General features: G+C 31.6%; 22 protein-coding genes. 9 read left to right on the forward strand and 13 right to left on the reverse strand.

Annotated features, from left to right (window positions below):
• Positions 1–63 precede the first annotated feature (63 nt).
• Together ABXT64_RS12305 and ABXT64_RS12310 are read right to left on the reverse strand one after the other, a co-directional pair.
• On the reverse strand, positions 64–2,556 hold the full coding sequence (locus ABXT64_RS12305; RefSeq protein WP_443634974.1) for an ABC transporter permease: 2,493 nt from the start codon (positions 2,554–2,556) through the stop codon (positions 64–66).
• 47 nt (positions 2,557–2,603) lie between these two features.
• Complete coding sequence (locus ABXT64_RS12310; protein ID WP_443633233.1) at positions 2,604–3,293, reverse strand: ABC transporter ATP-binding protein; 690 nt, start codon at positions 3,291–3,293, stop codon at positions 2,604–2,606.
• A 25-nt stretch (positions 3,294–3,318) separates the two neighbouring features.
• Between ABXT64_RS12310 and ABXT64_RS12315 the strand changes: the two genes are divergently transcribed.
• Both ABXT64_RS12315 and ABXT64_RS12320 read left to right on the forward strand, forming a co-directional pair.
• A complete protein-coding gene (locus ABXT64_RS12315) occupies positions 3,319–4,065 on the forward strand; it encodes an arylesterase (protein ID WP_443633234.1) in 747 nt (248 codons plus the stop codon).
• 659 nt (positions 4,066–4,724) lie between these two features.
• Positions 4,725–5,996 (forward strand): hypothetical protein, encoded by a 1,272-nt coding sequence (locus ABXT64_RS12320; RefSeq protein WP_443633235.1) that lies wholly within the window; start codon positions 4,725–4,727, stop codon positions 5,994–5,996.
• A 149-nt stretch (positions 5,997–6,145) separates the two neighbouring features.
• On the opposite strand, the gene ABXT64_RS12325 is transcribed toward ABXT64_RS12320, so the two are convergent.
• Positions 6,146–7,492, reverse strand: coding sequence for a DEAD/DEAH box helicase (locus tag ABXT64_RS12325; RefSeq protein ID WP_443633236.1), 1,347 nt, complete (start codon positions 7,490–7,492; stop codon positions 6,146–6,148).
• 221 nt (positions 7,493–7,713) lie between these two features.
• On the opposite strand from ABXT64_RS12325, the gene ABXT64_RS12330 reads away from it, so the two are divergent.
• The 3 genes from ABXT64_RS12330 to ABXT64_RS12340 all read left to right on the forward strand — a co-directional run bounded on the left by ABXT64_RS12330 (position 7,714) and on the right by ABXT64_RS12340 (position 9,863).
• Positions 7,714–8,157 (forward strand): YHS domain-containing (seleno)protein, encoded by a 444-nt coding sequence (locus ABXT64_RS12330; RefSeq protein WP_443633237.1) that lies wholly within the window; start codon positions 7,714–7,716, stop codon positions 8,155–8,157.
• A gap of 327 nt (positions 8,158–8,484) precedes the next feature.
• Complete coding sequence (locus ABXT64_RS12335; protein ID WP_443633238.1) at positions 8,485–9,054, forward strand: Crp/Fnr family transcriptional regulator; 570 nt, start codon at positions 8,485–8,487, stop codon at positions 9,052–9,054.
• A 68-nt stretch (positions 9,055–9,122) separates the two neighbouring features.
• The gene (locus tag ABXT64_RS12340; RefSeq protein WP_443633239.1) at positions 9,123–9,863 is read left to right on the forward strand and encodes an acyl-CoA desaturase; all 741 of its coding nucleotides are present in this window, start codon (positions 9,123–9,125) and stop codon (positions 9,861–9,863) included.
• Between the two features lie 134 nt (positions 9,864–9,997).
• Here the strand turns inward: ABXT64_RS12340 and ABXT64_RS12345 are convergent, their stop codons facing one another.
• The 4 genes from ABXT64_RS12345 to ABXT64_RS12360 form a co-directional block, all read right to left on the reverse strand.
• Positions 9,998–10,459: a cold-shock protein gene (locus ABXT64_RS12345; RefSeq protein ID WP_443633240.1), complete on the reverse strand. Its 462-nt coding sequence runs from the start codon at positions 10,457–10,459 to the stop codon at positions 9,998–10,000.
• A 200-nt stretch (positions 10,460–10,659) separates the two neighbouring features.
• Positions 10,660–12,519, reverse strand: coding sequence for an adenylate/guanylate cyclase domain-containing protein (locus ABXT64_RS12350; RefSeq protein WP_443633241.1), 1,860 nt, complete (start codon positions 12,517–12,519; stop codon positions 10,660–10,662).
• A gap of 24 nt (positions 12,520–12,543) precedes the next feature.
• Positions 12,544–13,113 carry a hypothetical protein gene (locus tag ABXT64_RS12355; protein ID WP_443633242.1) on the reverse strand — a complete coding sequence of 190 codons (570 nt, stop codon included), beginning with the start codon at positions 13,111–13,113 and terminating at the stop codon, positions 12,544–12,546.
• Between the two features lie 232 nt (positions 13,114–13,345).
• Positions 13,346–13,966 (reverse strand): YqaA family protein, encoded by a 621-nt coding sequence (locus tag ABXT64_RS12360; protein ID WP_443633243.1) that lies wholly within the window; start codon positions 13,964–13,966, stop codon positions 13,346–13,348.
• A 453-nt stretch (positions 13,967–14,419) separates the two neighbouring features.
• Here ABXT64_RS12360 and ABXT64_RS12365 point away from each other — a divergent pair, with 453 nt between their 5' ends.
• Positions 14,420–15,151 (forward strand): nitroreductase family protein, encoded by a 732-nt coding sequence (locus tag ABXT64_RS12365; RefSeq protein WP_443633244.1) that lies wholly within the window; start codon positions 14,420–14,422, stop codon positions 15,149–15,151.
• Between the two features lie 93 nt (positions 15,152–15,244).
• Here the strand turns inward: ABXT64_RS12365 and ABXT64_RS12370 are convergent, their stop codons facing one another.
• From ABXT64_RS12370 to ABXT64_RS12385, 4 genes are all read right to left on the reverse strand, one after another.
• Positions 15,245–15,898: a hypothetical protein gene (locus ABXT64_RS12370; protein WP_443633245.1), complete on the reverse strand. Its 654-nt coding sequence runs from the start codon at positions 15,896–15,898 to the stop codon at positions 15,245–15,247.
• Positions 15,899–16,042: 144 nt separating this feature from the next.
• Positions 16,043–16,615, reverse strand: a complete 573-nt coding sequence (locus tag ABXT64_RS12375; RefSeq protein WP_443633246.1) for a uracil-DNA glycosylase family protein — start codon at positions 16,613–16,615, stop codon at positions 16,043–16,045.
• 2 nt (positions 16,616–16,617) lie between these two features.
• A complete protein-coding gene (locus tag ABXT64_RS12380) occupies positions 16,618–17,928 on the reverse strand; it encodes a DEAD/DEAH box helicase (protein WP_443633247.1) in 1,311 nt (436 codons plus the stop codon).
• 73 nt (positions 17,929–18,001) lie between these two features.
• On the reverse strand, positions 18,002–19,708 hold the full coding sequence (locus ABXT64_RS12385) for a T9SS type A sorting domain-containing protein (protein ID WP_443633248.1): 1,707 nt from the start codon (positions 19,706–19,708) through the stop codon (positions 18,002–18,004).
• A 129-nt stretch (positions 19,709–19,837) separates the two neighbouring features.
• Between ABXT64_RS12385 and ABXT64_RS12390 the strand changes: the two genes are divergently transcribed.
• The gene (locus ABXT64_RS12390) at positions 19,838–20,440 is read left to right on the forward strand and encodes a hypothetical protein (protein WP_443633249.1); all 603 of its coding nucleotides are present in this window, start codon (positions 19,838–19,840) and stop codon (positions 20,438–20,440) included.
• Between the two features lie 442 nt (positions 20,441–20,882).
• Here ABXT64_RS12390 and ABXT64_RS12395 read toward each other — a convergent pair whose 3' ends face one another.
• Positions 20,883–22,238 (reverse strand): DEAD/DEAH box helicase, encoded by a 1,356-nt coding sequence (locus ABXT64_RS12395; protein WP_443633250.1) that lies wholly within the window; start codon positions 22,236–22,238, stop codon positions 20,883–20,885.
• 129 nt (positions 22,239–22,367) lie between these two features.
• Here ABXT64_RS12395 and rlmF point away from each other — a divergent pair, with 129 nt between their 5' ends.
• Complete coding sequence (rlmF, locus tag ABXT64_RS12400) at positions 22,368–23,264, forward strand: 23S rRNA (adenine(1618)-N(6))-methyltransferase RlmF (protein WP_443633251.1); 897 nt, start codon at positions 22,368–22,370, stop codon at positions 23,262–23,264.
• Between the two features lie 9 nt (positions 23,265–23,273).
• Here rlmF and ABXT64_RS12405 read toward each other — a convergent pair whose 3' ends face one another.
• Positions 23,274–24,797 carry a DEAD/DEAH box helicase gene (locus ABXT64_RS12405; RefSeq protein ID WP_443633252.1) on the reverse strand — a complete coding sequence of 508 codons (1,524 nt, stop codon included), beginning with the start codon at positions 24,795–24,797 and terminating at the stop codon, positions 23,274–23,276.
• Between the two features lie 247 nt (positions 24,798–25,044).
• Between ABXT64_RS12405 and ABXT64_RS12410 the strand changes: the two genes are divergently transcribed.
• Entirely contained in the window at positions 25,045–25,725 is a 681-nt protein-coding gene (locus ABXT64_RS12410) for a LipL32 family surface lipoprotein (RefSeq protein ID WP_443633253.1), read from the forward strand.
• The last annotated feature ends 20 nt before the right edge of the window (positions 25,726–25,745 follow it).

Consider the following 25,745-nt stretch of genomic DNA (forward strand, 5'->3'; position numbering starts at 1 on the left):
TATCTGATTATTCAATACTATTATTCCATTTCTAGCTTCTAATAGCAACTGGATTTATTTCCATTATACTTCTCTTCGCAATACCTCTAATGGTGAACTTTTTAAAACAGACCGAATATTGCTTAATCCAATCCCCAATACCAAGAGTGAAATCCCAGGTAAAAACACCAAAAATGGAATCACAGAAGGTATAAACGGTTCTTTAAAAACCAATATAGCTAATAGTAAGCTGCTTACTAATGCCAACAAGATTCCTACTAAACTACCTAAAATTCCTAAAAACAAATATTCTAAAGCAGATATTTGTAATATTTGAGAGTTTTTAGCGCCCAAGGTTCTAAGCAATACACTTTCCTTGATGCGTTGGTATTTACTATTCCTTACAGACCCCATCAACACAATAATACCGGTAAGAATACTAAAGAAAGCCATAAAATTGATAATCCAAGAGACCTTGCCTAATATATCTTCTACGATGTTATACATCTGCCTAAGATCAATAATCGTCACATTTGGAAATTTCGCAACCAAATCACGTTGTAAGCCTGCTGAACTTTCGTCATTCGGCACATAGGTGGTTAATACATTAAACTGTGGTGCCTTTTCTAAGACCCCTTTTGGAAACACAATCGAAAAATTAAGTTGTAAGCGTCCCCAATCTACTTTTCGAATACTACCAACAGTGGTTTCCATAAGCACTCCTTGCACATTGAAAATAATAGGATCTCCAACAGCTACTTTGGCGTCGGCCGCTAGGTTATCTGAAATTGAAATTTTAATCGGTTCATCTGATTTCAATATAGAAGTCCACTCCCCCTCCATAATCTCTTCGGAAGCTATAAGCGCTTCGCGATAGGTGGTTCTAAATTCGTGATTTAAGAGCCAGCTTCTTACTTGACTTGTCGTGTCATTCCGCAGGGTATTCACCAATTTTCTATTAATACTATGCATTCGCATGGTTACCAAAGGAATATTATCGATTACTTCTAAGTTGTTAGATTCAATTGTTTTTACAATAGCATCTAGCTGGCCATTTTGCACATCTAATGTGATGATATTTGGATTTTCAGAAGTCTGACCCACCTCTGTTTTGGCTAATAAAATGTCCTTGGTAAAATACAAGGTGCTTATTAAAAAGGTACCTAAACCAATGGCTACTATTAATACTACCGTTTGATTATTAGGTCGAAATAAGTTTAATAAACTTTGTCGTATGGTAAAACCTGCCCGTTTAGGGAAATAGGCTTTCACAGCTTTCATTGATACTACTGCAATACCCGCTAAAATGGCAAAGGTTATCAATATACCGATTACAAATGCAAGTGAAAATATCGCATCCTCCAATAACCAAAACGAAAATAGATATAAGAACAAGACGATCACTGCAAAAACTACAAACCGCGCTTTCTTTGGTTTTTCTAAGGGAACTCCTCCAATGCGTAGCACTTCCAAAGGTGATACATACCAGGTGCGCATTAGAGGCAATAATGCAAACAATACCGACATAAGAAAACCAAGTAACACACCCATAATCAGCGGGTGTGCTGTAATACTTATATCAACATCAAAGGGTAAGAATTCTTTTAATATATAGGGAAATAGTTCCTGTAGCCCCGCGCCAATACTAGTACCAATTATACCGCCAATAATTCCTATTCCTGAAATTTGTATGAGAAAAATCAAGAAACTTTGTCTTCTTGTAGCTCCCATACATTTTAATACAGCTACCGCTTTTAATTTTTCCTTAATGTAAATATTTACGGAGCTTGCAATCCCAACACAACCCAATAACAAGGCAATAAATGCTGCTAGATTAAGAAACTTACTCACATTATCATACCGACTTCCTAATTGTTGACCCGTACTTATATGCGTGTCTAAATCGGCGTTTTCTGCATCCAACATAGTACCTAGTTGTTCATCTAATAGGACTAAGTCTACTAATGGCGCTTTATAAAAAAACTGATATTTTTTCCTGCTTCCAAATTGTAACAGCTGAGTCTGTTCGAGATATCGATACGGAATGACAATCGGTGGCGCTACAGATGCAGACATGGCTGTACTACCAGGAATGGATTTTAAAGCACCCACAATTGGCAAGGTGATCTCCCCTATTTTAATAGAATCACCAGGTTGTATATCGTATTGTAGCATTAGGGTCGCATCTACTAAAGCACCTCCATTTTCTTGGTAGTTTAACGCGGCAGAAGCGGGTTCGGTATCTATTATACCATAGAATGGGAATTTGCCTTTTAACCCTCGAACACCTACTAATTTGGTGCCGCCATTCTTCGGAAAGGCAATCATAGACACAAAGTTTACTTCTGAAGCATCAGGTTTTAAAGAATCAATAATCGCCTGCGCTCGTTCATTCGGAATTTGCTCGCTATCAATTATAAAATCGGCACCCATTAAGGCTTTGGATTGTAACTGGATATTGTCTTTAAGATTCTGGCTAAACAACTGAATAGAAACTACAGCGGCAATCCCCAAAATAATGGACGACATAAAGAGTAGCAGACGTACTCTACTTGCTTTTGCATCACGCCAAGCCATTTTAAAAAGCCAAGCGGTACTTCCTTTTGATGTGAATATAGTTTTGCTCAAAATGTTGCGGTAAGTTCGTTCGTCATAATTTGTCCACCTTTCAGTCTCAATATTTGTTGAGTTCTGTTGGCTAATTCTAAATCGTGTGAAATAATTACCAAAGTTGTTCCAGCATTTTTATTGAGTTCAAACAGTAATTGAATCACTTTTTCTCCGGTTTCTTCGTCTAAATTTCCAGTAGGTTCATCAGCAAATAAAATAGAAGGCCTATTTGAAAAAGCTCTTGCTAAAGCCACACGTTGTTGCTCTCCTCCCGATAATTGAGATGGATAATGATGTATGCGATCTAGTAAGCCTACTTTTTCTAATAATTCTTTTGCGTTTTTAGCAGCATCTTTTGCGCCTTGTAATTCTAAAGGTACACTTACATTTTCAAGTGCCGTAAGGGTTGGTAGCAATTGGAAGTTCTGAAAAATAAAACCAACTTCCTTATTTCGTAATTGTGCACGCTCGTCTTCATTCAATTCATTTAAATCAAAGCCACATAATTCTACAGTACCAGCATTGGGTTTATCTAAACCGGCACATAAGCCCAGTAACGTTGTTTTTCCACTACCAGAAGGTCCAACAATAGAAAAAGTTTGTCCTTTTTCAACATCAAAAGACACATTATGTAATACTGTTAATTGTTTAGAACCGCTAGTATATGTTTTTTCTAGCCCGTTAATCTTTAATATCTTTGGCATATAAATTTAATTTTTTTCTACTAATATGTACAAGGCTAAAAATATACAAACGTTTTTAAATCTACCTACTCGAATTGAAAGTAAACTCTTAAAGTTTTGTTATTTTATGATACCATTATTTTTCCTCTCTTGTGGCAACTCAAATAAGGCAAATGATACGGTTGAAAAAGTTACCCAAGAAGCAACTGATAATACGATTGTAGCAACTAGTTCAAAAAAAACTATTCTATGCTTTGGCGATAGTATCACAGCAGGGTATGGTTTGGATGACACTAATGATGCTTTTCCTAGTTTACTTCAAACGAAGGTAGATTCTTTAGGATTAGATTATGTGGTTGTAAATTCTGGATTAAGTGGTGAGACTAGCGCAGGTGGAAAAAGCAGGTTACAATGGGTGCTTAGTGAACCAGTTGATATTTTTCTCCTAGAATTAGGTGCTAACGATGGATTACGAGGTGTTCCTTTAACTGAAACTCGCGCTAACCTACAGGCTATTATTGACATGGTTCATGATAAAAACCCGAGCACTACTATTATTCTAGCTGGTATGGAGTTGCCTCCTAATATGGGTCAGGATTACACTTCTGAATTTAGAAGCATTTTCTTTGATTTAGCGAAAGAAAATGACTTAAAATTTATTCCTTTTATTTTAGAAAATGTTGGTGGTATTGCTGAATTAAATCAGAGTGACGGAATACACCCTACGGTTGAAGGTCATAAAATTGTAGCCAATACTGTTTGGGAAGTTTTAGAAACGGTAGTTTACCCATAATTATATCGTTTTCCTTAACTCCTATTATTTAAAACAAACAATGCTCATGTAATATTAAAGGTCAACACATTTAAGAATTGACCTTTAATTTAGTTTAAAATTACTATTTAAGTTTTATTCCGGGCAAATGAACGGATAATTTGTTTCATCGATTAAAGGATGCATATCAAAAAAGGTATTTAGGACAGATTCAGAAGTACAAAATGCACCTTCTACCCAAGCTTGATCATTTGAATATGTAGAACCTACGATAAAAATATTAGCATCTTTACTTTTTACTAATTGCGAAGGCTTACGAATTTTTCGGTGTACATCTCCAATATTATAATGTGAATAATAGACATGGTATCCTTGTAAAATTGAACAAATGAAACGACTTCTAAAACCCGCATTTATTTGTAGATTTTTAAAAAAAAATTATAACTCCAAAACACCGATTGGTTAATTAATTTTATTTAACCCTTACCTTTATAATTTTTGCAAGGCTTTTTTTTTATATAAATCTCCTGAAATAATTTCAATATTTCCGATTTCAATATCTTGGTTTGTATCTGCTGTTAATTTTGAGTGTTGAAAATATGAGATTTGTGAATTCTTAAAAAAGATAATGATTTAACCTATATTGGTAAAGATGAACGATAACTAATTTATATATACCCATGACATTAAAAAAAATATTCCTCTTACTATTTGTACTATTGATAACAAGCATCACATTAGCTCAAAACAATACAACAAATGAGTATTATAGACATTTAAGATACAATCATGTCTCTCCGTTTATAAAAATAGCGGGCACTTATCCAATTGACGCTACTACAGCAAAAAACACGTCACATTATATTTTTAAATACAATGATAAAGAAGAATTGATAGAAATTGTAAATCATCACTATTTTACAGAAAGAAGACATCCTTTAGCTTCGATTGGAGCTTATAGAACAATTATTACGTATGAAAATGATCAGGAAACGAGAATCTATTTAGACAAGAATGGAAAAAGGGTAATGAATGATAGAATGGTATACAAAGAAGTCTTTACTTTAAATAAAAAAGGCAATTATGCGAAGCTTACATTTTTTAATGTGAATAATGAACCCATGGAGTCTAATTGGGGAATCTCTGAATACAATTGGTTTAAAAAGAAAAAAATGGTTATTGAGAAACGATATAACCTAAAAAATGAACCTAAGAATATTTCTGATTATTTTGAATTTGGTATTACAGGAATGATGTTTAGAAAAGACGGAACTCCCATTGCAAATTATAATTTAAATGAAGAGTTAAAAATTACAAATAATTCAGAAGGTGTTGCTTCTTATCAAGATTCTTATGATGTAAATGGAAATCATGTTAAATATACTTATCACGATGAGAATAATACATTGGTGATGAATAAATTTGGTCTTTCCATTGGAATTAAAGAATATGATGCCCTTGGCAACTATATCAAACAAGTTAGTTACGACCCGAATATGAAACTTTTACGCGAAAGAGATATCACAAGCAACCAGTATGTGAAATTAAGTGCCAAAGCATCTCAAAAAGACTCGTTGGAGATTAAAAGAATTTCTTTAGGTTATTTAATTGCTTTGCAAGAATTAAAGCCTGATTTAATGAATGAAGTTATGAATGACAGCTTAAATAAAGTAACCCTGGGCTACAGTAGAGCTCATAAAAAAGAAATCGTTACTTCCATTAGCAGAAAACGCATGATTGAAAACGCTGAAAGTTGGAATAAATCAAACACTAAATTTCCTCCGAAGCCGAGCAATCAAATTATAATATTAGATATCTATCATAGAATCGCTACTGTAAAATTGTATTCAGATAATTGGGTAGAGTATTTGCATCTAATAAAACTAGATGATCAATGGAGTATCATCAACCTTTTGTGGCAGCATAAAGATATCAATAGATATCCTTATTAATATCTATATCAGTTTAATACATAAAAAAAGGCCCTTAATGTTCGCTATCGAAAATATGACGTTCTAGCGATAGGTTTTTTCCATTGTCAAAATTGTTATATACATAATGAAATTGAACACCTTTTTTTGCTGTTGTATTTAGCACGAAATTAATGGTTACTCTTTTTATTCTTTTTTGAAGCCTCAGCTTTTGAATTCGCGCTACAAGTCTCTGCTAAGTAATTGGCTAGTATTTTATCTACTAGCTCTTCTTTTGTTAAATGATGAAATATCGTTTTTATTTTTGTTTTAAATTCTTCAGAAACCGTTCTATTAGGTTTGGCTTTAAATATTTTTCTTGCCCATAGTAAACCATTATTTTCTTCGATGCTTTTGGAATCTGCTTTCACGTATTCATTAAAAGTGATTCCTAATTCATTTTCAAATTCAGGCATTTCTTCTACCTCTTCCTTCTGTATAATACTTAAAGAAAGCCCCTTCGCTCCTGCTCTAGCAGTCCGTCCACTTCTATGAACATAAGTGTCATAGGTATCTGGCAAATGATAGTTAACGACATATGATATTTCTTTGACATCAATACCACGAGCAGCTAAATCGGTAGCGACTAAAATATCGATATGGCCTTCTCTAAATTGCCCCATAATCCGATCACGAATTGTTTGTGCTAAACTTCCATGTATGGCACCTGATGAGAATTTATTTATCGCTAATTTTTTTGCAAGCTTATTAACAGCAGCTTTAGTTTTACAAAATATAATACCACGCTCCCCTTCTTTAGTATTTAAAAAATGTAATAATACCTCTAGTTTTTCAATAGGTTCTACCACTAAATATTGATGATCGATACCTTGATGCCCCACTGTATCCATATCTGCTTCTATATGCACCACATTTTTTGACATATAGTTTTGCGCCAATTGTTTTATAGTACCTGGCATGGTTGCCGTAAACAATAAAGTTCTTCTAGATTTCGGAATGTGTTTTATAATAGCATCTACATCTTGTTTTAAAGCGCTAACCATTTCATCGGCTTCATCCAACACAAAATACTTTAGGTCACTTAAATTAATAGATTCCCTGTTAATTAAATCAACCAAACGCCCAGGAGTTGCAATAACAATATGAGTTGTAGTTTTTAAACGTTCTATTTGAGGTTTTATAGGAATACCTCCTAATAAAGATGCAATAGAAATAGTTGGACTTGTAGTAGCAAAAGAAACTAAATTGTTATAGATCTGTTGTCCTAACTCTCTAGTTGGCGCTAATATTAGCGTTTGTATATTGGTGTTATCTTCCTCAATTAACTGAAGCAATGGTAATCCAAAAGCAGCCGTTTTTCCAGTTCCAGTTTTTGCTAAAACAACAAGATCCTCCTTTTGACTTAGTACCACAGGGATGGTCTTTTCTTGAATATCTGTTGGAACAGAAATTTGCAAATCAGTTAAGGCTTGTTGTAATGGTCCGTTAATTCCTAACGCTGAAAAGGATTTTGACATTATCTATTTTTCTGCAAAGATAAACACTCTTTTATAGGGATTAGCATCAATCTGGTAGGATATTTATTTTATTAAATAGGAATTCAAGAATTTTATATGAGATTAATTAGGTTTCATTTCACTATATTTAAAATGAAATATTTTTTTGTTAAGTCGTTGATGTTTTATCGTCAAACACTGTAGTTAATGAAAAATTTGTAAAATCATCTATTTATTAAAATATGAAAAATATACTATTGATACTTTTTACAGGGATTGGATTTTTTATGAATGCCCAATCATATGATTATAATACAAAAAAAGGGTTTGCTGTAAATGGATACGATGTCGTCTCTTATTTTGATAATGAAGCCAAAGAAGGTAATAATAAATTTGTAGCTGCGTACGATGATGTGAACTATAAATTTTCTTCTCAAAAGAACTTAGATTTTTTTAATAAAACTCCTCAAAAATACCTTCCAGAATATGGAGGGTATTGCGCTTATGCGGTTGCATTAAAAGGAAAAAAAATATCTGTTGATCCGGAAACCTTTGAGGTTAGAGACGGAAAATTATATCTATTTTATAATTCTTGGGGAACTAATACGCTTGAATCATGGAAAGATGAGTCTCCAGAAGATTTAATAGTGACAGGAGATAAAAACTGGAAACGTATTAAACAATAGAACTACTTATCCATGAATTTGATCAACTATTTCTTTATTGGACTTATAGCAGCAATAATTGGCGCCTTATGGCTACGGAAAGTTTAGTCATATACTGAAGGTTAGAATTAAAAACATAACGACACGGATTAATAGAATAATAGGAGTTTTATTAATTTGCATTTCAATTTTTTAGTTTATTAAATTATTTTACTATTAAGTTTATAATAGCCGTTCTAAATACAAATATTTACGCGCTATTTACATTTTTAATATATCGATAGCAATACGTTTATATATTTATATGAATTCATATCTTTGATCATTCCATCATTATATTAAAAGAATTTGCAACAGATAAAAGCGTACTTAGATCAAATAGCCACCATATCTAAATTAGATTGGGATTTTTTCACTTCAAAACTACAGAGTCGTGTTATTCCGAAGAAAGAAATATTTTTAAAAGTCAATGCGATAGAGAATCATATCTCCTTTATAGAATCTGGTGTGGTACGCTTATATATTCCTAAGGAAAATCCTGAAAAGGAAATCACTTTCGGCTTTAGTTTTAAAAACCAATTTATTAGTGCTTATGATTCTTTCTTAACTCAGAAGCCTTCCACGTATCAATTACAAGCTCTTACAGAAACGGTCATCTTAAGTATTACTTATAATGATTTGCAAGCGGTGTATAAAACTACGCAGATTGGAAATTTTATTGGTCGATTGACAGCAGAGCGTCTTTTTACACTAAAATCTAAACGTGAACAAGACCTATTGAATCTAACTGCTGAGGAACGCTATTTGAAATTATTTAAAGAACGTCCTGAACTTTTAAAGATAATTCCGCTAAAATACATTAGTTCCTATATTGGTGTTACAGCACAAGCTTTGAGCAGGATTAGAAAACGTTTGTAATAGACGTTTAATTGATTTGGGTTCATTGTTTTTATCCTCACATCCAACTATCTTTGTATAAAAAATATATGGCTATAGTTATCTTCATTTTAGTGCTCTGGTATGGAAATTTATTTTTTCAATCTTTCTTTTTGCATCGCTATGCGGCACATCAGGTATTTACCATGTCTAAAACCATGGAGCAGATTACCTTTGTATTGACTTGGATCTTTCAAGGCTCAAGTTATTTAAGTGCTTATGGGTATGGCGTAATGCATCGAATGCATCATGCCTATACCGATACTGAAAACGACCCACATTCTCCCTCTTTTGACACTAATTTGTTTGCAATGATGTGGAAGACAAAAACAATCTATCAAGATATAAATAAGCAACGAATTGAGATTGATAAACGTTTCACCAAAAACGTTCCCCAATGGAAAGGGTTTGATGCATTTGCAAGTTCACGCTTTTCCAGAGTACTATGGATTGCACTTTACATTTTATTCTTCGCATTCTTTGTGACAGCTTGGTGGCAATGGCTTTTATTGCCTATTGCTTTTCTAATGGCACCTATTCATGGTGTGATTATTAACTGGTTCGGTCATATTTATGGCTATGTAAATTTTAAAATGAAAAATACCAGTAAAAATCTTTTCCGCTTTGATTTTTTAATGATGGGCGAAGGCTATCATAATAATCATCATAAACATGCAAGTAGTGCAAACTTTGGTGTAAAATGGTATGAGATTGATATTACCTATCTAATTATAAAAGTATTGGATGCTATTGGAATTATTAAGTTGAAAACAATTCCTGTAAAGAATTAATAATCCTTAGGATTTTATCAAGAATTTTCTTTAATACGTTCTTTATCAGAATATATTTTAATTTTTGGTTACTTCACAAAATTGCATAAAAAACCGTCAATAAAGACGGTTTTTTTATACGTATTTTTTGATTGCTATTTAGTCAAAGTCACTTTTACAGCATTCATACCTTTCATCCCTTTTTCAAGTTCAAAGGTTACTTTGTCATTCTCTGCAATTTCATCAATAATCCCACTTACGTGTGTAAAGTATTTCTCTTGATCTGCTGCATCGATAATAAAACCAAATCCTTTAGAGGAATCGAAAAATGATACAGTTCCGTTTCTTACAGGATCAAATACTTCTCTTTCACTCTCTAAGGTTTTAGGGACACTAACATGAATATCTTCTGCATTGACAATAATTTTCTGAGCAGGATCTGGAGGTGTATCTGTGAAATTTCCATAGGCATCCATGTAAGCAAACTCAATTCCTTTTTTCCCACTTTCTTTTGCTTCAGCCTTGCGAGCTTCCATTTTCTTTCGCTTGTCTTCACGTTTTTTTAAACGTTTCTTTTCTTTTTCATTCTTATTAAATGTCTGCTGCGATTTTGCCATAAATTAATTAAAATTTAATTATAATAGTTTTAATTTTGCAATAAAGATAACTACTTTTATAGGAAACATGGTAATTGACTTGTAATAATCTAAATTTTTATTTTTTTAATGTATTGTATTCCTCCTGTGCATATCTCTGTAATGGTAAATTTATCTCATATTTTGACCAATTGATAGCATAAAAACCACCGTAGGTTTTATTAGGCATAAATTGATTGTTTTTGATTTCCAATAGTAACAAAATACATATTTATTTTCCCTTTTCCCTTTGCTTCAATAGCTCCTCTAGGAATAAATTCAAATTCATGGTATTTGGTGAGCAATTGATAAGTGGTTTCACTAATGTTGACTTTTCCAATTTCGCCCGAACTCTCCATTCTACTGGCAACATTCACTGTATCACCCCAAATATCGTATGAAAACTTTTTGGTCCCTACAATTCCTGAAACTACAGGTCCTGTGTTGATGCCTACACGAATATCAAATTTCGCTAATTCATGACTACTATCATTTTTGGTTTTAGTTACAAATTGCACAATATCTATTGCGGCCAAACAAGTTTTAAGTGGATGGTTGTCACTTGGAAATGGTAATCCTCCAGCGCACATATATGAATCTCCTACGGTTTTAATTTTCTCTAATCCATGTTTCCCCATTATTTCATCAAATTTTGAGAAATAAAAATCGATACTTTCTACAAGTTTTTCTGGAGTTAAACTTTCTGAATATTTTGTAAATCCCTTAAAGTCTGTAAATAATACAGAAACTGATTCAAATTTTTTGGCTTTAACACTCCCGTTTTCTTTTAATTCTAATGCAGTTTCTTCGGGTAAAATATTTTTTAATAAATCTTCTGAACGTTGTTTTTCAAACGCTATAATCTCGTTTGTTTTTCGCATGAACTTATTTCTTTTAAATAATGTGTATGCCAAAAAGCAAATTAATAAAAGAACAATACCAATAACAACTCCAATTATTTTTTGAATTTTTTGTTGTTGACTTAATAAATCCACTTCAACTTGTTTTTGATCTACTTCATGTTCAGTTCTTTCATTCGCTCTTTGTTGAAATGTCTTGATACTATTTACACTATCTCGATATATAATATGTGTTTTGTAAAAAGAGAATGATTTTTTAATATCCCCTTGTTTTTCATAAATACTAGATAATTTTTGATAAGAATCACTCACCTGTTCTTTCAAACCATACTTTTCAGCCAATTGAAGGCTTTTGTTAGCATATTCTAGTGCTTTATCCTTTTCGTTTCGGTCTTCATAGATTTTAGACATTGCATTTAAGTACTCACAGATTGCTGAATATGCTTCGAACTCTTCAAGTGTTTCAACTGCACTATTCAAGTTTTCTTCGGCCTTAATATTCTCTCCTTTTTCAGCATAAACCAACCCTACATTCCCTAGATTATAGGCTTCTCCAAGTTCATAATTAATAGCCTTAAAAATTTTACCAGATTCACTAAAATAAACAAGTGCAGAGTCTAATTCTTTTTGTTTATAAAATTCATCCCCGAGATTTAATTGCGCAGAAGCTAAGTTTATGGAATCACTATCCTTATCCATCAATTTTAGTGCTATTCGATAATATTTAACAGAAGTATCACTATCTCCCATAATGGAGTATACATCTGCAATTGATATATTTATGGAGGATTTTTCATCTTTTAGATTCGTTTTTGAAGCAAGTTTAGCTGCGTCAAAATAACTTTCTAGGGCTTTAGTTAGATCCCCTTTTAATTGATATGCATTTCCTTTTTGTAAGTATCCAGAAAATTCATATATGGCAGAATCTGCAGTTTTTGCTGCTACAATTAATTGAAGGCTATAGGTTAATAATTTTTCTGTATCTGTTTCTGATTCAGCAATTGTCTGTAAAATTTCTAATTCATTTTCTTGCTCATAATCTCCGGTTTTATAAATTTTAATTAAGCTATCACTTAATTTTTGATCTTGTGCAAATGAAGCAATACTTAACAGACAAAAAAAGCCTATTAATAAATAGACTTTTTTTAAAATAAATTTATATATAGAGTTTCTATGCTTCACAAGATTTAATACTAATTTTTAAAATTAGTTTCTTGATTTAATTCTAATCTTAGGGTCAATGGTATAAGGTCCAAAAAAATCATCGTTTCTTTTAATATAGATGATAACGTCATATTTAAGATCTATATCTACAATAGGTGCAACACCAATTGCTTGATACGTACATACTTTAAAAATATTAGTTCCTGGATCATTTACGTCAGGATTGGGAATTTCATCCCCTTCCTCTGGAATATCAAGAGCAAAAAGACTTCCAATAGTATCACCATCTAATTCTATGTCATTTTCAAAGAAATCAAGTCGTCTATAATAAAATGTATCATTTGGTCCAAGACCTTCAGGGATCCCTAACTTAAAGCAATCATTTTGGTTTAATTCAATAAGAAAATCCGACGTCGGTACACCTGACGGTTGACCAAAACTTACAAGGTCCGTGATATCAGCACCATTCGCTCTAAGGATTATTTCTTCTACTTCTAGTGTTATATTTGGTGTATATTGGATTGGGTCTGGCGTATCAGAAGATTCATCATCGCTTGAACATGACATAAAGATTAAAGTAAAGGCAATCAAACTAAATTTTAAAATTTTCATAGTGAAGCTGGTTAAATTAGTTATAATTAGATTCAAATGTATCACTTTTTTTTTAAAATTTATAGACTTGATTTTCAGAACAATAAAAATGATTGTTAATGGCCATATACTTATTATAACTTCTTAAATAAATAAAAATAGGCCTTTAATATTGACATAGAGTGATTTAAATTTTGTAAAAAAAAATGATAGCAACTATTTAAAAAGGAAAGAGTGTTTATGTTTTTAAAACTTAAAAAACATTAAATATAACAAGCGCATACAAGAAAAATCGAACAAACCTTAGCAATCCAAAAAGTAAATAATTTGTAAATTTATAATGGATTAATCCTGCAGCAATACTCGTAATGGAAAAAGGAATAGGTAATAATGCTCCTACCACAATTAAGAATCCTCCCCACTTACGGATCATCTTAATATGTTTACTCATTTTTCCCTCTAAATAATTATATATACGTGGGATTTTAGATATAATTTTACCCATAGTATATGATAAAATTCCACCAATATAAGAAAGGCAAGCAAGTATGGTAAGGTATATTAATGGATGTGAAGTTTTATCAGCCCAAGCAATAAATATTTCGGGTGGGATTAAACCTAAAAATGTTTCAGAAGCAAAAAATATTGCTAAAATTGATATGGGACTGTAGGTTGCAATTATGGTTGCAAATAAATCATTAAAATCTACTACAAACTCATGTACAAACCATAAACTAACTACTAAAATTAGAATAGGAACAATTGTCTTTTTAATACTATTTTTTACAAATGTATAAAACCCTGTGTATGAATAATACTGGTGAAGCAATCTAAACCTAGATTTTTTAGTATTTTGTTTGGGTTTTTTATCCATTTCTGTTTTGAACTGTTACTATCTAAAGTCTGCAAAGATAATACATCGCTGCATTTATAGTAAACACTTTAACAAACTTTATGGAAAAAAAGTATATTAAATTAATTTATTTTAGAATGATATTATTATTTATAAGGTTCAAATTAATCATATTTACATAATTGATTTTAACATACTTATTATAAAATTTCTGAATTATCATTTTTAGTTCTAAAAAAAAACTTACTTCATTGCACTTTACTCCTATTATAATCCAATAGAGTCCAATGGAGCCCTTATAAGGAATATACTTAAAATACTATTCCTTCAGTATTATTCTAAAAGAAAAGCTATATTCACTTCGTAATTATTTTTCCATTTCACAAAAGATATCCAAAAATAGAATTACCAATGATTCAACAGGCTCTGGTTTTTGTTGTGTTTCAGTTTAACCCTTAAAAAATAGATAATTAAATGGAAAAAACAGTTTCCGAAGCTATTGCTTACCGAAGATCAGTTCGAGTTTACAAAGAAGATGAAATAGATACTGAGAAAGTAAAACAATGTCTTGTAAATGCAAGTCTTGCTCCCACAAGTAGTAATCTTCAACTTTGGGAATTTATTCATATCACAAATAAGGATGTTATAAAAAAACTCAGTAAAGCTTGTTTCGATCAAAATGCTGCAAAAACAGCGCAACAGGTAGTGGTCATAGTCGCTCGTAAAGATTTGTGGTCTAAAAGAGCTAAAGCCAATATTGATTTCTTACACACTCAATTTTCAGCAATTGAAATGACTCCAAGGATGGAGAAACGAAAAAAAATGGCGCTCAATTATTATGGAAAAGTAATGCCTTTAACCTATATGGATTTCTTCGGAATCTTTGGCTGGTTAAAATATATTATTTTTCAAATAATTGGATTGTTTCGCCCTATTTATCGACAAGTACGTACTAGTGATATGCGAATCGTTGCTCATAAAAGTGCAGGATTGGCAGCTCAAAATTTTATGAATAGTATGGCAGCTATCGGTTATGACACTTGCCCAATGGAGGGCAGTGATACTTTACGGGTAAAACGAATATTATCGCTCCCCTATCGATCAGAAATTAATATGATCATTGCTTGTGGTATTAGAGATGAAGCTGGCGTTTATGGAAAACGTTTTCGCATCCCTTTTGAAGAAGTTTATAGCCATATAGATTAAAAAAACCTCAACATGAATGTATTTCTGTTAAAATGTAAAGTCTAAACTTTATTCAATTTAAATTTTTTCTGAAGCTTTTTCTAACTGATAGCATCATCTCTTTAATTTTAGTATATGTGTTTCTTTAATTTGTGCTATTTCATCATAACTAAGGTTACCAAACACAAAAAGATCTAATCTATCTGAGGTTTCTAAAGGAAGCCAACTATATATTTTGTTTAATATGATTCTATGATCTTCACTTAAATTTTGCCTGTCATCATGAATTTCTAGTGATTGAATAATATTTTTTTCAGCATCACTATATAAAAAATTAGGTTGTTGAAAATCTGATTGATGATACGATATATCATCAAAACCTCCTTTTAAATGGAGTCCATCACTTATGTTCATTTCAATGATTTCTTCAAGTTTTTCTATTTCTCTATTTAAAATATCATTAGTACTCATGGTATTTTTATGAAAAGATTCCTTCTTAAAAAGAAGAATAAGTCTTTCGCTAACTAATGAAAATATTTTTAATTTAAGTGCTTCCTCTCCCTTTATTTTACCTTCATAATTCTTATATAAAGTAACCATAGCATCATCAATGATTCCAGTACTTTTGCACATATCATGAGGCATGATGCCTGTTGTTTCAACAAAATAAAGTCTATGTTTTACATAAGGTTGTAATTGAGAAATTAATGATAAAACCATTTTACCAAATTCTGTATGTTCCTTGTCAAATTCTTGAATCGTTTTCATAGTAATTGATTTATATTGTGAAGATAAATCAGACTAAAATCATTAAAGATGATAATTATCAATAATGTTTTTTTTATGTTTTCTAATTAAAGGCAAGAAGATTTTTTTATGTTGAATTAGCAGAAAACAATAATATAAAAATAATCACTTTAAAATAAATCCTATTGATTCTTTTAAGGTAGGTAAGACATCACTTTTAAACCATTCATTTTTTGCTTGCCAAATATTATTTCTTGGGGAAGGATGAGGCAACACAAAATGTGCTGGTAAATAGTTTGTAAAATTCTTAACAGTCTGTTTAAGTGTCTTATGTGATTGATTACCTAAATAATAATCTTGGGCATACTTTCCAATTAAAATAATAAGTTTCACTTCTTTTAATTGAGATAATAAAGGTTCATGCCATAAGGGAGCACATTCTTTTCTAGGAGGTAAGTCACCAGATGTTCCTTTTCCAGGATAACAAAACCCCATAGGTATTAAAGCGAATATTTTTGGATCATAAAATATTTCTTTAGATACTCCCATCCAAGCACGTAAATTATCTCCACTTTTATCTTCCCAAGGCACACCGCTTTTATGGACTACAGTACCTGGAGCTTGACCAATAATAACAATTTTACTTTTTGGATGTGCTGTCAACACAGGGTTTGGTCCTAACTCAAGGTAAGGTTTACAAACTTCACAGGATTTTATATTTGAGATAAGTTCTTTCAATGTTATACAAGGTAGATACGAACTTTTCTAGATTTAATTCGTTCATTATTGAGCGCTTTAATTAAACTATCTGCTTTAGATGAAGCAACTGCAACAAAAGCACAGTCTTGTTTTAATTCTATAACACCTAGTTCGTCTTTTGATATATTCCCCTTTTTAAAAAATAACCCAGCAATATCGCCTTTCGATATTTTATCTTTCCTCCCACCTGAAACAAACAGTGTTTTCCATTGTAAAGCCTTTGGCAAGGGTCTTTTTTGAATCTTTTCTATTGCTATTTTATTAATGTATTCAGGCAAGGTTTCTTCTCTCCATTGCAGTACATATGCCGTTCCATTAGAATTCATTCTTGCGGTACGACCATTTCTGTGTGTAAATTCGTGTGCTTTTAATGGAAGTTGGTAATGTATTATGTATTGTATCTCTGGAACATCGATACCCCGTGCGGCTAAATCTGTTGCAATAAGAATTTGATGCGTTCCATTTCGAAATTTAATTAAAGCTCTTTCTCTATCCTTTTGATCCATACCTCCATAAAAACAACCATGTGCAATATATTTTTCAGTAAGAAAATCACTCAACCAGTTAATTGTATCCTTATAGTTGCAAAATATGATACAGGGTTGATTTCCAATATGACAAATAAGTTGTACTAAAGATTCTAATTTATCTTTATCTGAAGAAATTACAGATTTCATTTCTAGATTTGAAACTATTTCTTCAGAAAAATCAACAGTAACAGGATTGATTAGATCAACAAATGAAGGTATTTCAACTCCTTGCGTTGCTGAAGTTAAAATTCGGTTATCTAAAGCTGTAAGACCGCTTACAATGATTCTCATAGCTGATTCGAAGCCAATTTCCAAGGATTTATCAAATTCATCTAACACTAAGGTCTTAATAGTTTTAGATGCTATTGTTTTACGTTTAATATGATCAGAGATTCTTCCAGGAGTACCTATAACAAAAGTTGGCGTATGATTTAAATCAATTAAATCTTTTGCAAAAGGTCTACCTCCATATAGCGCATTTACCTTTACACCCGATCCCATATTTCTAATCACTAGCTCAATTTGTAAAGCTAATTCTCGCGTAGGTACAATGATTAACACCTGTACTCCTTCAATATTCGGATCTAATTTTTCAAAAATAGGTAATAGAAATGCTAGTGTTTTCCCAGTACCTGTAGGAGATAGTAAGACTATATTAGACGTAGAACTTATCGCTAAAGTAGCTTGTTCTTGCATCTCATTAAGTTTTTCTATACCCAGTTTAGTGAGTATTTCTTTTCTTTTTTTAAAAGCTTTTTGCATGCAGCAAAAGTACTTTAATTAAAGGTTAAGTTCAACATTAAAATTTATATAAAAAAGGCTACATAAATTTCCATTATTCCCTTATTACTTTAATAATAGAGCGATCATTGCCCGATTGGATCGCTATAAAATAGAGGCCTTTACTAACATTATTTCCTTTTCCTGAAGTTCCATTCCAAGTAATCTTTTGTTTTCCTGAAATAGTATCATTCAATAATGTAGTCACTTTATTTCCTAGAACATCAAATACTTCTACTGTTGTTTCTGAAGTGATCATTACTTCAAATTCAATAGTAATTGATTCTTTAAAGGGATTTGGATATGACGACAGGTTATTTGTATTCAGAACAACATCATTATTGCTTAAAATTCCGAAGGGAGAAATACGTGAGTAATACACATCTTGCCCACCATTAATAGTATTCGCCCAGGCTAAATGTGCAAAATCATTATCTGAAACCATATCATAATAATCTCCCATTTTATTTTGTTGTGGATAGCCGATAGAAGGGTCAAATTCTTCAGAAATAGGGACTTCTTCAGACCATGTATCACCTTGGTCTTCAGAAAAAGTATAATAAAGCACTGAATCGATCGTATTTGAAGCATCTCTAGTATCTAACCAAACTACATCTATTCGGCCATTAGGAGCCACAGACATGGTTCCAAACCACTGATAATTTGTTGTACTTACATCTGTATTAATTCTCATTGGAGCACTAAAGTTGATACCTCCATCAGTACTTTTTGTAAACATAACATCTGCTGGATCTGAATTTGAAAATCGCTGAACAGAAGCAAGAACATATATATTACCATCATTTGCGCTACCTGAAACATCAACATCTATCCATGCTTGTCCCATTAAACCTTGTGGATTCATAGGAGGAAATATATCTAATTGCCCATTTAAATCTACATTACTTACTAAATCGAAAGAAACGGGCATCCCAGGATCTTTTGCTGTTGTTGATTTAGTTACGATAAATCCAGCCCCTCCTTGACCTACCGTATATAATGTTCCTTCTGAATCTACTGCAAGTGTTCCCCAAATTGGATCTCCATCTACCGTTACACAATCTTCAAAACTTTGAGATTCATCTGTAGATCTTGTAAAATTTCCATTACAAGTTGTAAAGGAAGAATTCCAATAGGAGTAGTTATTCTTGTCTCCTATTCCTCCGCTTCTATCTATGCGCATCCATTGTTTATCTCCTCCATTTGCTGGAACTGGTGAGCCCCAATCTTGTCCACCATCTGAAATAGTATAGACATCACATGCAAAACCTGATTGTAAACTGTTGTAGTATAAATTTCCATCGGTATCAAAATCTAGTACAGGATCCGATCTAAATACGCCTGGGTTAAGTACTCCAGGATTGGTCCATTCATATCCTCCATTTAATGAATATGAATTCCCAGCTTGTCTGAAATTACTGCTAATATTATCAAATTGCCTCCATCCTATTACGATCCTATCTGGATTTGTTGGATCTACAGCGATAGAGGGTTCGTTCCCAGCATCGCCAATAATATTATTGCCATTTTCATCAATATTTGTTTGTTCTGTAAAATAATTAGGCGTTGAAACTGAATAAGCAGGACTTCGCTCCATGGTAGATTTATCTACTGGTACATATTCATGATCTGGAGTTTCGTTATATAGTCCTTTTAACGAATTAATATCTTTTGTTTGAGATATTGCTATTGTTGAAATTAAAAACATAGTGAGACCAAATAGGATTTCTTTATTGAAATTAATGTTTTTGACGTTTTTCATGCCTTTTTTTTGATTGATAATAAATAGCTTTTTTAAAACTCTAATGTAGAGATTTAAATAATAAAATTCTCTTAAACATTTATTAAATAAAGGCTTGTTGTAAATAAATGTTTAAATTAGCTAAAAAAAATGTTACTAAGAGCCTCACTTTTCTTGTTGTTATTTTTATCTATTTCAACACTATCTGCACAAAAAGATAAAATTAAAATTGTTGAAGAAAAAATAGCAAATCGTCTCGCTTTATATGCGGTAAATGAATCTGAAACTGATTATGATGTAATGATCACTGTTTCAGGAACAAACTTTAGGCAAAGCAAAGGTAAATCAAGATTTTTTCGTGTCCCTCAAGCATCCAAAGTTCATCTTAAAAATTTAATTCTTACAAAGGGTAAATTACCACAGTATACTTATGAACTTGTTATAAATGATAGCCTTTCTAGACGTGCATTAAGGAAACCATTTACAAATATTAAGATTGCTCCAAAGGCATTAATCACTATTTATGTACCTGAGAATTGTCCAACTTGTGACAGTATCATAAATCCACTGAAAGCGAGTAGATATAAATTTACTTCAATCGTATTGGCAGATCGTCCTGAAGTTAAAAAAGGACTTAAAATGGTATTACCTAAAATTGATTCCATACAAAAACCAATTGTTAGTTTAGGAGGTAAAATATTTCCGGAGGTTGAGAGCTATGAGCAATTAATGGAAGAGTTAAACAATAACTAACATTGATAGAGTATTCAGAAATAAAACTTTTAAAGCAATTTATAGCACAGCATCAAATTAGTCTAGATGTACCTGCTACTGAAAAATTGACCCTAAGTTAACCTCTATTGAAGTTATTATAAATCAAAAAAAAACATCATTCAAGCAGAAGATGAATATGATGACTTAAAAATAGACAACGAATTATTACATCTCATTATAGTATTAAGAGAGGTTGAATCTATAGCGGCTTCTGAAGATTTTTTAGATTGGTGTGGGCAATTAGATTTAAATGCTTCAAACGATAAATTACGCGTGTACTATATTGATATCACTAGCCATTTATTCGATTTTAAAAATTTATTTGAAAAAGGAAAACTCACTTCTTTTATCTCTGATTTATATTATCAATTAAATGCAGGAGCAATTCAAATTCTTCCTTTAAATAAAGATAGATACTAATCTATTTTCGCTTGTTATGCTTATTATAATTTTTATCTCCTCGAGTTTTAGGTTTTTTATATTTTTTCTTTAACTCTCTTTCATAAGCACCACGCTCGTTAACCTTTTTATTTTTCTCCTTTTTTTCATGGAAACTTGCCCCTGGCACATAATCTCCAGATTGTTTATGGGGATTATCTTTTTCTATAATTTTGGGTTGTTCCTCTGGAGTTAATCGTGTGGCAATTTCAATTCCTTCTGGAAAGTCAATTTCAGGAATTTTATAATCCATTAAGGTTTCGATATCTTCTTTAAAACGAATTTCTTTTTCAGTATAAAAAAGGAGTGATTTCCCTTCCTGTTCTGCTCTACCCGTTCTCCCTATTCGGTGCATGTAATTTTCAGGAAAATTTGGAGTATCAAAATTGATTACATGTGAAATCCTATCTAAATCTAAACCCCGCGCCATTACATCTGTAGCGACTAATATTCTGTTAGCTCCTTCATCGAATTGTTTTATAGAACGAATCCTGTAATTTTGTGTTTTATTTGAATGTATTACACAAAGTTCAGATCCAAATATTTCATCTAAATCCTCAAACAAACGATCAGCACTCTTTTTATTAGAAACAAAAATTAATACTTTATGATACGTTTCCACATCTTTAAGTAAATGCGCTAATAAATTTACCTTAGTATAAAAGTTTTGAACCGAATAACATTTCTGACTTATATTATCTAGAGGTGTACCACTCATTGCAATAGAAACCTTCTTCGGAGAAATAAAGAAATCATCTATTAATGCTTCAATGTCTTCAGTCATCGTTGCTGAAAACATAATATTTTGTCTACGTTCTGGTAATAAATCGAAGATGTTTGTGATTTGAAATCTAAATCCTAAATCAAGCATAACATCAACCTCATCAATCACCAGTTTTTTAATAGATTTTAATAGAAGTGATCTACTTAAAACCAAATCATATAAACGTCCAGGAGTTGCCACAATAATGTCGGTTCCTTGAGCTACAGCTTGTTTTTGCGTGTTAATATTAGTTCCTCCATAGATCCCTAAAACACGAATACTACTATATTTTCCGAATTGTTCTATTTGGTCTACTACTTGCAAAACAAGTTCACGTGTAGGCACAATAATTAATACTCTTGGATTCTCTTGTTTCGAAAACTTTAAATCCTGAAGAATAGGCAGCATATAAGCAAAAGTCTTACCCGTTCCGGTTTGGGCTATACCAACCATATCTTTTCCTGAAAGAATTACAGAAAAGGATTCTTTTTGAATCAATGTTGGTTTTTTGAAACCAAGATCTTCAATCGCGTAATTAAGCTGTTTATTTATTTTAAAATCCTCGAAAGATTCCATTGAAAATATATTTTTTACAAAGGTACACTTAAAAATTTATTCAAGGCATGTGTTGGATTTTCAAAATACATTATATTGTATAATGTTATTAGTAGAACCCCTATCTTTATCGCTAAATAATACTACATTTTGCATCCTAATAACAAACATAACGATTCCTATAGTTTTCCTGAGTTAATAAAATGTAATGCCGAGTTAGCTCCGTATGCATTTGAAAATGATTATGGAGTTACAACGATTGATTTTTCAGATAATAAAGCTGTGTTACAACTAAACAAGGCCTTATTAAAGCTTCATTATGGTGTTTCTGAATGGAATATACCAAACAATTACTTATGCCCTCCAATTCCTGGAAGAGTTGATTATATTCATTATATAGCCGACTTACTAGCGTCTGAAGGTATAGATACCGCCATAAAAGGACTTGATATTGGTGTGGGTGCTAATTGTATTTACCCCATTTTAGCTTCACAACTATACGATTGGAAGATGGTTGGTGTAGATAGTAATGAGACCGCTGTTAGCTCTGCAAAAGCAAACATAGCTGTTTCAGAAGGGCTAAAGAAAAATATTGAGATACGCCATCAAGAAAATAATGCTAACATTTTTGAAGGGATTATACAAAAAGATGAATTCTTTCATTTCAGTATGTGCAATCCCCCTTTTCATTCTTCCGAAGAAAATGCAACAAAAGGAACCTTGCGAAAAATGAGAAACCTTCAAAAAAATGAAGGAGGTTATTTTAAAAAAGAAGAAATTTATTTAAACTTTGGTGGACAAGCAAATGAACTTTGGTGCAATGGTGGTGAAGCTTTGTTTATTAAAAGAATGATAAAGCAAAGTGCTGCATTTAAAGATAATATTAAATGGTTTACCTCCTTAGTTTCTAAGAAAGAAAACTTAGCTAAAATGTATAAACAGTTAAATAAACTTAAGGTTACCCATAAAACAATAGAAATGACTCAAGGCAATAAACAAAGCCGAATTGTGGCTTGGAGTTTTAATAATCCTGAAGTTAAAGTATAAAATTTGAGGTTAATCTTCTGGGGGCCTTCCGTGAATTTCTTCAAATTTCTCATCAAAATTTTCACGTAAGTAGTTTCGTAGTTTAAGTCTATAATCACCTTTTAACCAATGTAAGAAATTAAAGGTGCTCTTACTAATACATTTAGAATAACGTTGTATGCGATAATCTATATCTTCATCTAGCATTTTAGCTAAACTTAAGGCATCGTATACATCTTCACTGTTCTCAATACAAATCCAAGCATGTTGTTTTATAGATCCTTCTAAAACTACTTTAGAAGACTCTCCGTTTCTCACAGAGTTGGTATAAGCTTCTTTTATGTCGTAATAAACATCATCAGAATTAGAAAATTCAGTTCTTATTTCTGAAGGCATTTCATATCGAAAACTGTTTTCAATATTTTCATCATCTAAGATATTCTCTAAATAATAATTAGGAGAATTAAATATTTTTTGCCAATCTAAATCAGCTCCCCAAGGTCCAAATCTGTGTAAATTATTTCCAAGATCAATTACGGTAAAAGTTGATTTCTTTTGAAGAATACGTGAACCCCTACCAATCATTTGATAATATAAAGTAAGTGATTTTGTTGCTCTATTTAAAACGATCGTGTCAATAGTAGGTTCATCAAAACCAGTTGTTAAAATGCTTACTGAAGTAATGATGGCATTTGGTGTTTCTTTAAACCATTTCAAGATGGCTTTACGTTGTTTTTTTGTTGCTGTATTATCTAAATGCGCTATTGGATACCCTGCTGATCTAAAAGCATCATATACATGCAGTGAAGTATTAATACCATTGTTAAAAATTAATGTCTTTTTCCCTTTTGAATGCTTTTCATAGCCTTGAATTAATTTGCTAAGCATATCATTATTGGTATATAAATCTTCCGAAGATTTTACTGTATAATCTCCATTAGAACCTACCACTAAAGATGTTAACCCAACATTATAAGAATAAGTTTCAGCGCGTGCTAAGAATTCATTCTCAATAAGGGCTTCAATAGATTCCCCTACAATTAGTTCGTTATAATTATCGGTCATCGGTAATTTAATATTCGAACTTAAAGGAGTTGCTGTAACACCTAATATGAATGATTTTTCAAAAAATTTAAAAAGCTTTGTAAATGAATTATAGTGTGCCTCATCAATAATTACTAATCCAATATCTGAGATATCTAACTTGTCATCATTTAACCTATTATTTAAAGTTTCAACCATGGCTACAAAGCAATCGTAGTCTTTTTGATCATCTAAATTGGCTTTACTGTCTACTACCTTATTCACTACACCAAAACCCGAAAGCATTTTTGAAGTTTGCTTACAAAGTTCAATACGATGCGTCATAACAAGAACTTTCTTATTATGATGCTTTAAATACTGACGTACCATTTCAGAAAATATCACTGTTTTTCCTCCACCCGTTGGAAGTTGATAAAGTAAATGATAGTCATCTGGAGCTTCTTCAAATCGTTTAAAGATTTTATTTATGGCACCTTTTTGATAACTATATAATTCTTTATCTGTTTTCATATATTTCTTCTGTAATAAGCTAAATGTTAAGTATTATTGATTTTTTTAAGTCTGCAAAAGTACTCCCTTTATAGGGCTTTTACGAATTATTTTTAAAAGAAAATATTTCTAACATATTCCTTTTTATCAAATTAAAAGTTAAATAGCTGATTTGTAGCGAATAAGTGAAATATAATAATCTGAAAAAGAAATTATAGATTTTAAATAAAAATATAATAAATTTGCTAAACATAAAAAACCAAACTATATGAAATCTATTAAAATTGTAAGCTTATTAGTTATTTTTCTATTTGCTTTTGGTACGAGTCAAGCTCAAAAATTAAAAGCATTTGGAAGTTCAATCGAAAAGAAAGTCGGTCCAGTTAAAAAAAGAGTTCCTTATTTAGATGTTATTAGTTATTTAGGACATGCATCTCCAGGTACTGAAAATGAAGTAAAAGATGGTAAGAAGTTTTACTACATCTATTTATGGGTTCCTGCTGTAGCACCAGAATTAGGTCTAAGAATGGTATCTCCTGCTGGGAATTCTAAAACTAAAAACCCTATCATGGGAGCTGGATACGAAGAAAATAAAGGATCAAAAGACTTTTTTGATACCTATATTACTTTAGAAAGATCAAGTGTGTTTTTAAAAGCTGGAATTGCTGACTCAGCAAATGCAACTTGGACAACCTTGAAAAGAAATGATGATAGTGGAGAAATGCCTAAACAACCAAGTGGTAGAAAGTATAACTCTTTATTACGTTATGAAAGCCAAATAGGTGATCCTCTAAAAGCGTTGACTAGAGGGTTATATCGTATCGGATTTACATCGTATAAAAAAGGTGAAGTAAACGGTACATTCTTAGCTCAAGTTGGTTCTCCAGTAAAGTTACCTGGTGTTGTAATGTCTAACACTATTGAAGGATTATTAGCACAGATGAAATAATTTTAATTAATTAATTTGTT

Origin of the sequence: Candidatus Marifrigoribacter sp. Uisw_064, assembly GCF_047730175.1 — a bacterium.
GTDB lineage: Bacteria > Bacteroidota > Bacteroidia > Flavobacteriales > Flavobacteriaceae > Marifrigoribacter.

Excerpts from the sequence above, each read along its gene's own strand:
- ABXT64_RS12370 (WP_443633245.1), bottom strand. The coding sequence starts at position 15,898 with ATGAAAACGATTCAAGAATTTGACAAGGAACATACAGAATTTGGTAAA.
- ABXT64_RS12325 (WP_443633236.1), bottom strand. The coding sequence starts at position 7,492 with ATGTCAAAATCCTTTTCAGCGTTAGGAATTAACGGACCATTACAACAA.
- ABXT64_RS12395 (WP_443633250.1), bottom strand. The coding sequence starts at position 22,238 with ATGGAATCTTTCGAGGATTTTAAAATAAATAAACAGCTTAATTACGCG.
- ABXT64_RS12390 (WP_443633249.1), top strand. The coding sequence starts at position 19,838 with ATGTTACTAAGAGCCTCACTTTTCTTGTTGTTATTTTTATCTATTTCA.
- ABXT64_RS12320 (WP_443633235.1), top strand. The coding sequence starts at position 4,725 with ATGACATTAAAAAAAATATTCCTCTTACTATTTGTACTATTGATAACA.
- ABXT64_RS12340 (WP_443633239.1), top strand. The coding sequence starts at position 9,123 with ATGGCTATAGTTATCTTCATTTTAGTGCTCTGGTATGGAAATTTATTT.
- ABXT64_RS12330 (WP_443633237.1), top strand. The coding sequence starts at position 7,714 with ATGAAAAATATACTATTGATACTTTTTACAGGGATTGGATTTTTTATG.
- ABXT64_RS12315 (WP_443633234.1), top strand. The coding sequence starts at position 3,319 with ATGTACAAGGCTAAAAATATACAAACGTTTTTAAATCTACCTACTCGA.
- ABXT64_RS12305 (WP_443634974.1), bottom strand. The coding sequence starts at position 2,556 with ATGGCTTGGCGTGATGCAAAAGCAAGTAGAGTACGTCTGCTACTCTTT.
- ABXT64_RS12365 (WP_443633244.1), top strand. The coding sequence starts at position 14,420 with ATGGAAAAAACAGTTTCCGAAGCTATTGCTTACCGAAGATCAGTTCGA.
- ABXT64_RS12355 (WP_443633242.1), bottom strand. The coding sequence starts at position 13,113 with ATGAAAATTTTAAAATTTAGTTTGATTGCCTTTACTTTAATCTTTATG.
- ABXT64_RS12345 (WP_443633240.1), bottom strand. The coding sequence starts at position 10,459 with ATGGCAAAATCGCAGCAGACATTTAATAAGAATGAAAAAGAAAAGAAA.
- ABXT64_RS12405 (WP_443633252.1), bottom strand. The coding sequence starts at position 24,797 with ATGAAAACAGATAAAGAATTATATAGTTATCAAAAAGGTGCCATAAAT.
- ABXT64_RS12380 (WP_443633247.1), bottom strand. The coding sequence starts at position 17,928 with ATGCAAAAAGCTTTTAAAAAAAGAAAAGAAATACTCACTAAACTGGGT.
- ABXT64_RS12410 (WP_443633253.1), top strand. The coding sequence starts at position 25,045 with ATGAAATCTATTAAAATTGTAAGCTTATTAGTTATTTTTCTATTTGCT.
- ABXT64_RS12310 (WP_443633233.1), bottom strand. The coding sequence starts at position 3,293 with ATGCCAAAGATATTAAAGATTAACGGGCTAGAAAAAACATATACTAGC.
- ABXT64_RS12385 (WP_443633248.1), bottom strand. The coding sequence starts at position 19,708 with ATGAAAAACGTCAAAAACATTAATTTCAATAAAGAAATCCTATTTGGT.
- ABXT64_RS12360 (WP_443633243.1), bottom strand. The coding sequence starts at position 13,966 with ATGGATAAAAAACCCAAACAAAATACTAAAAAATCTAGGTTTAGATTG.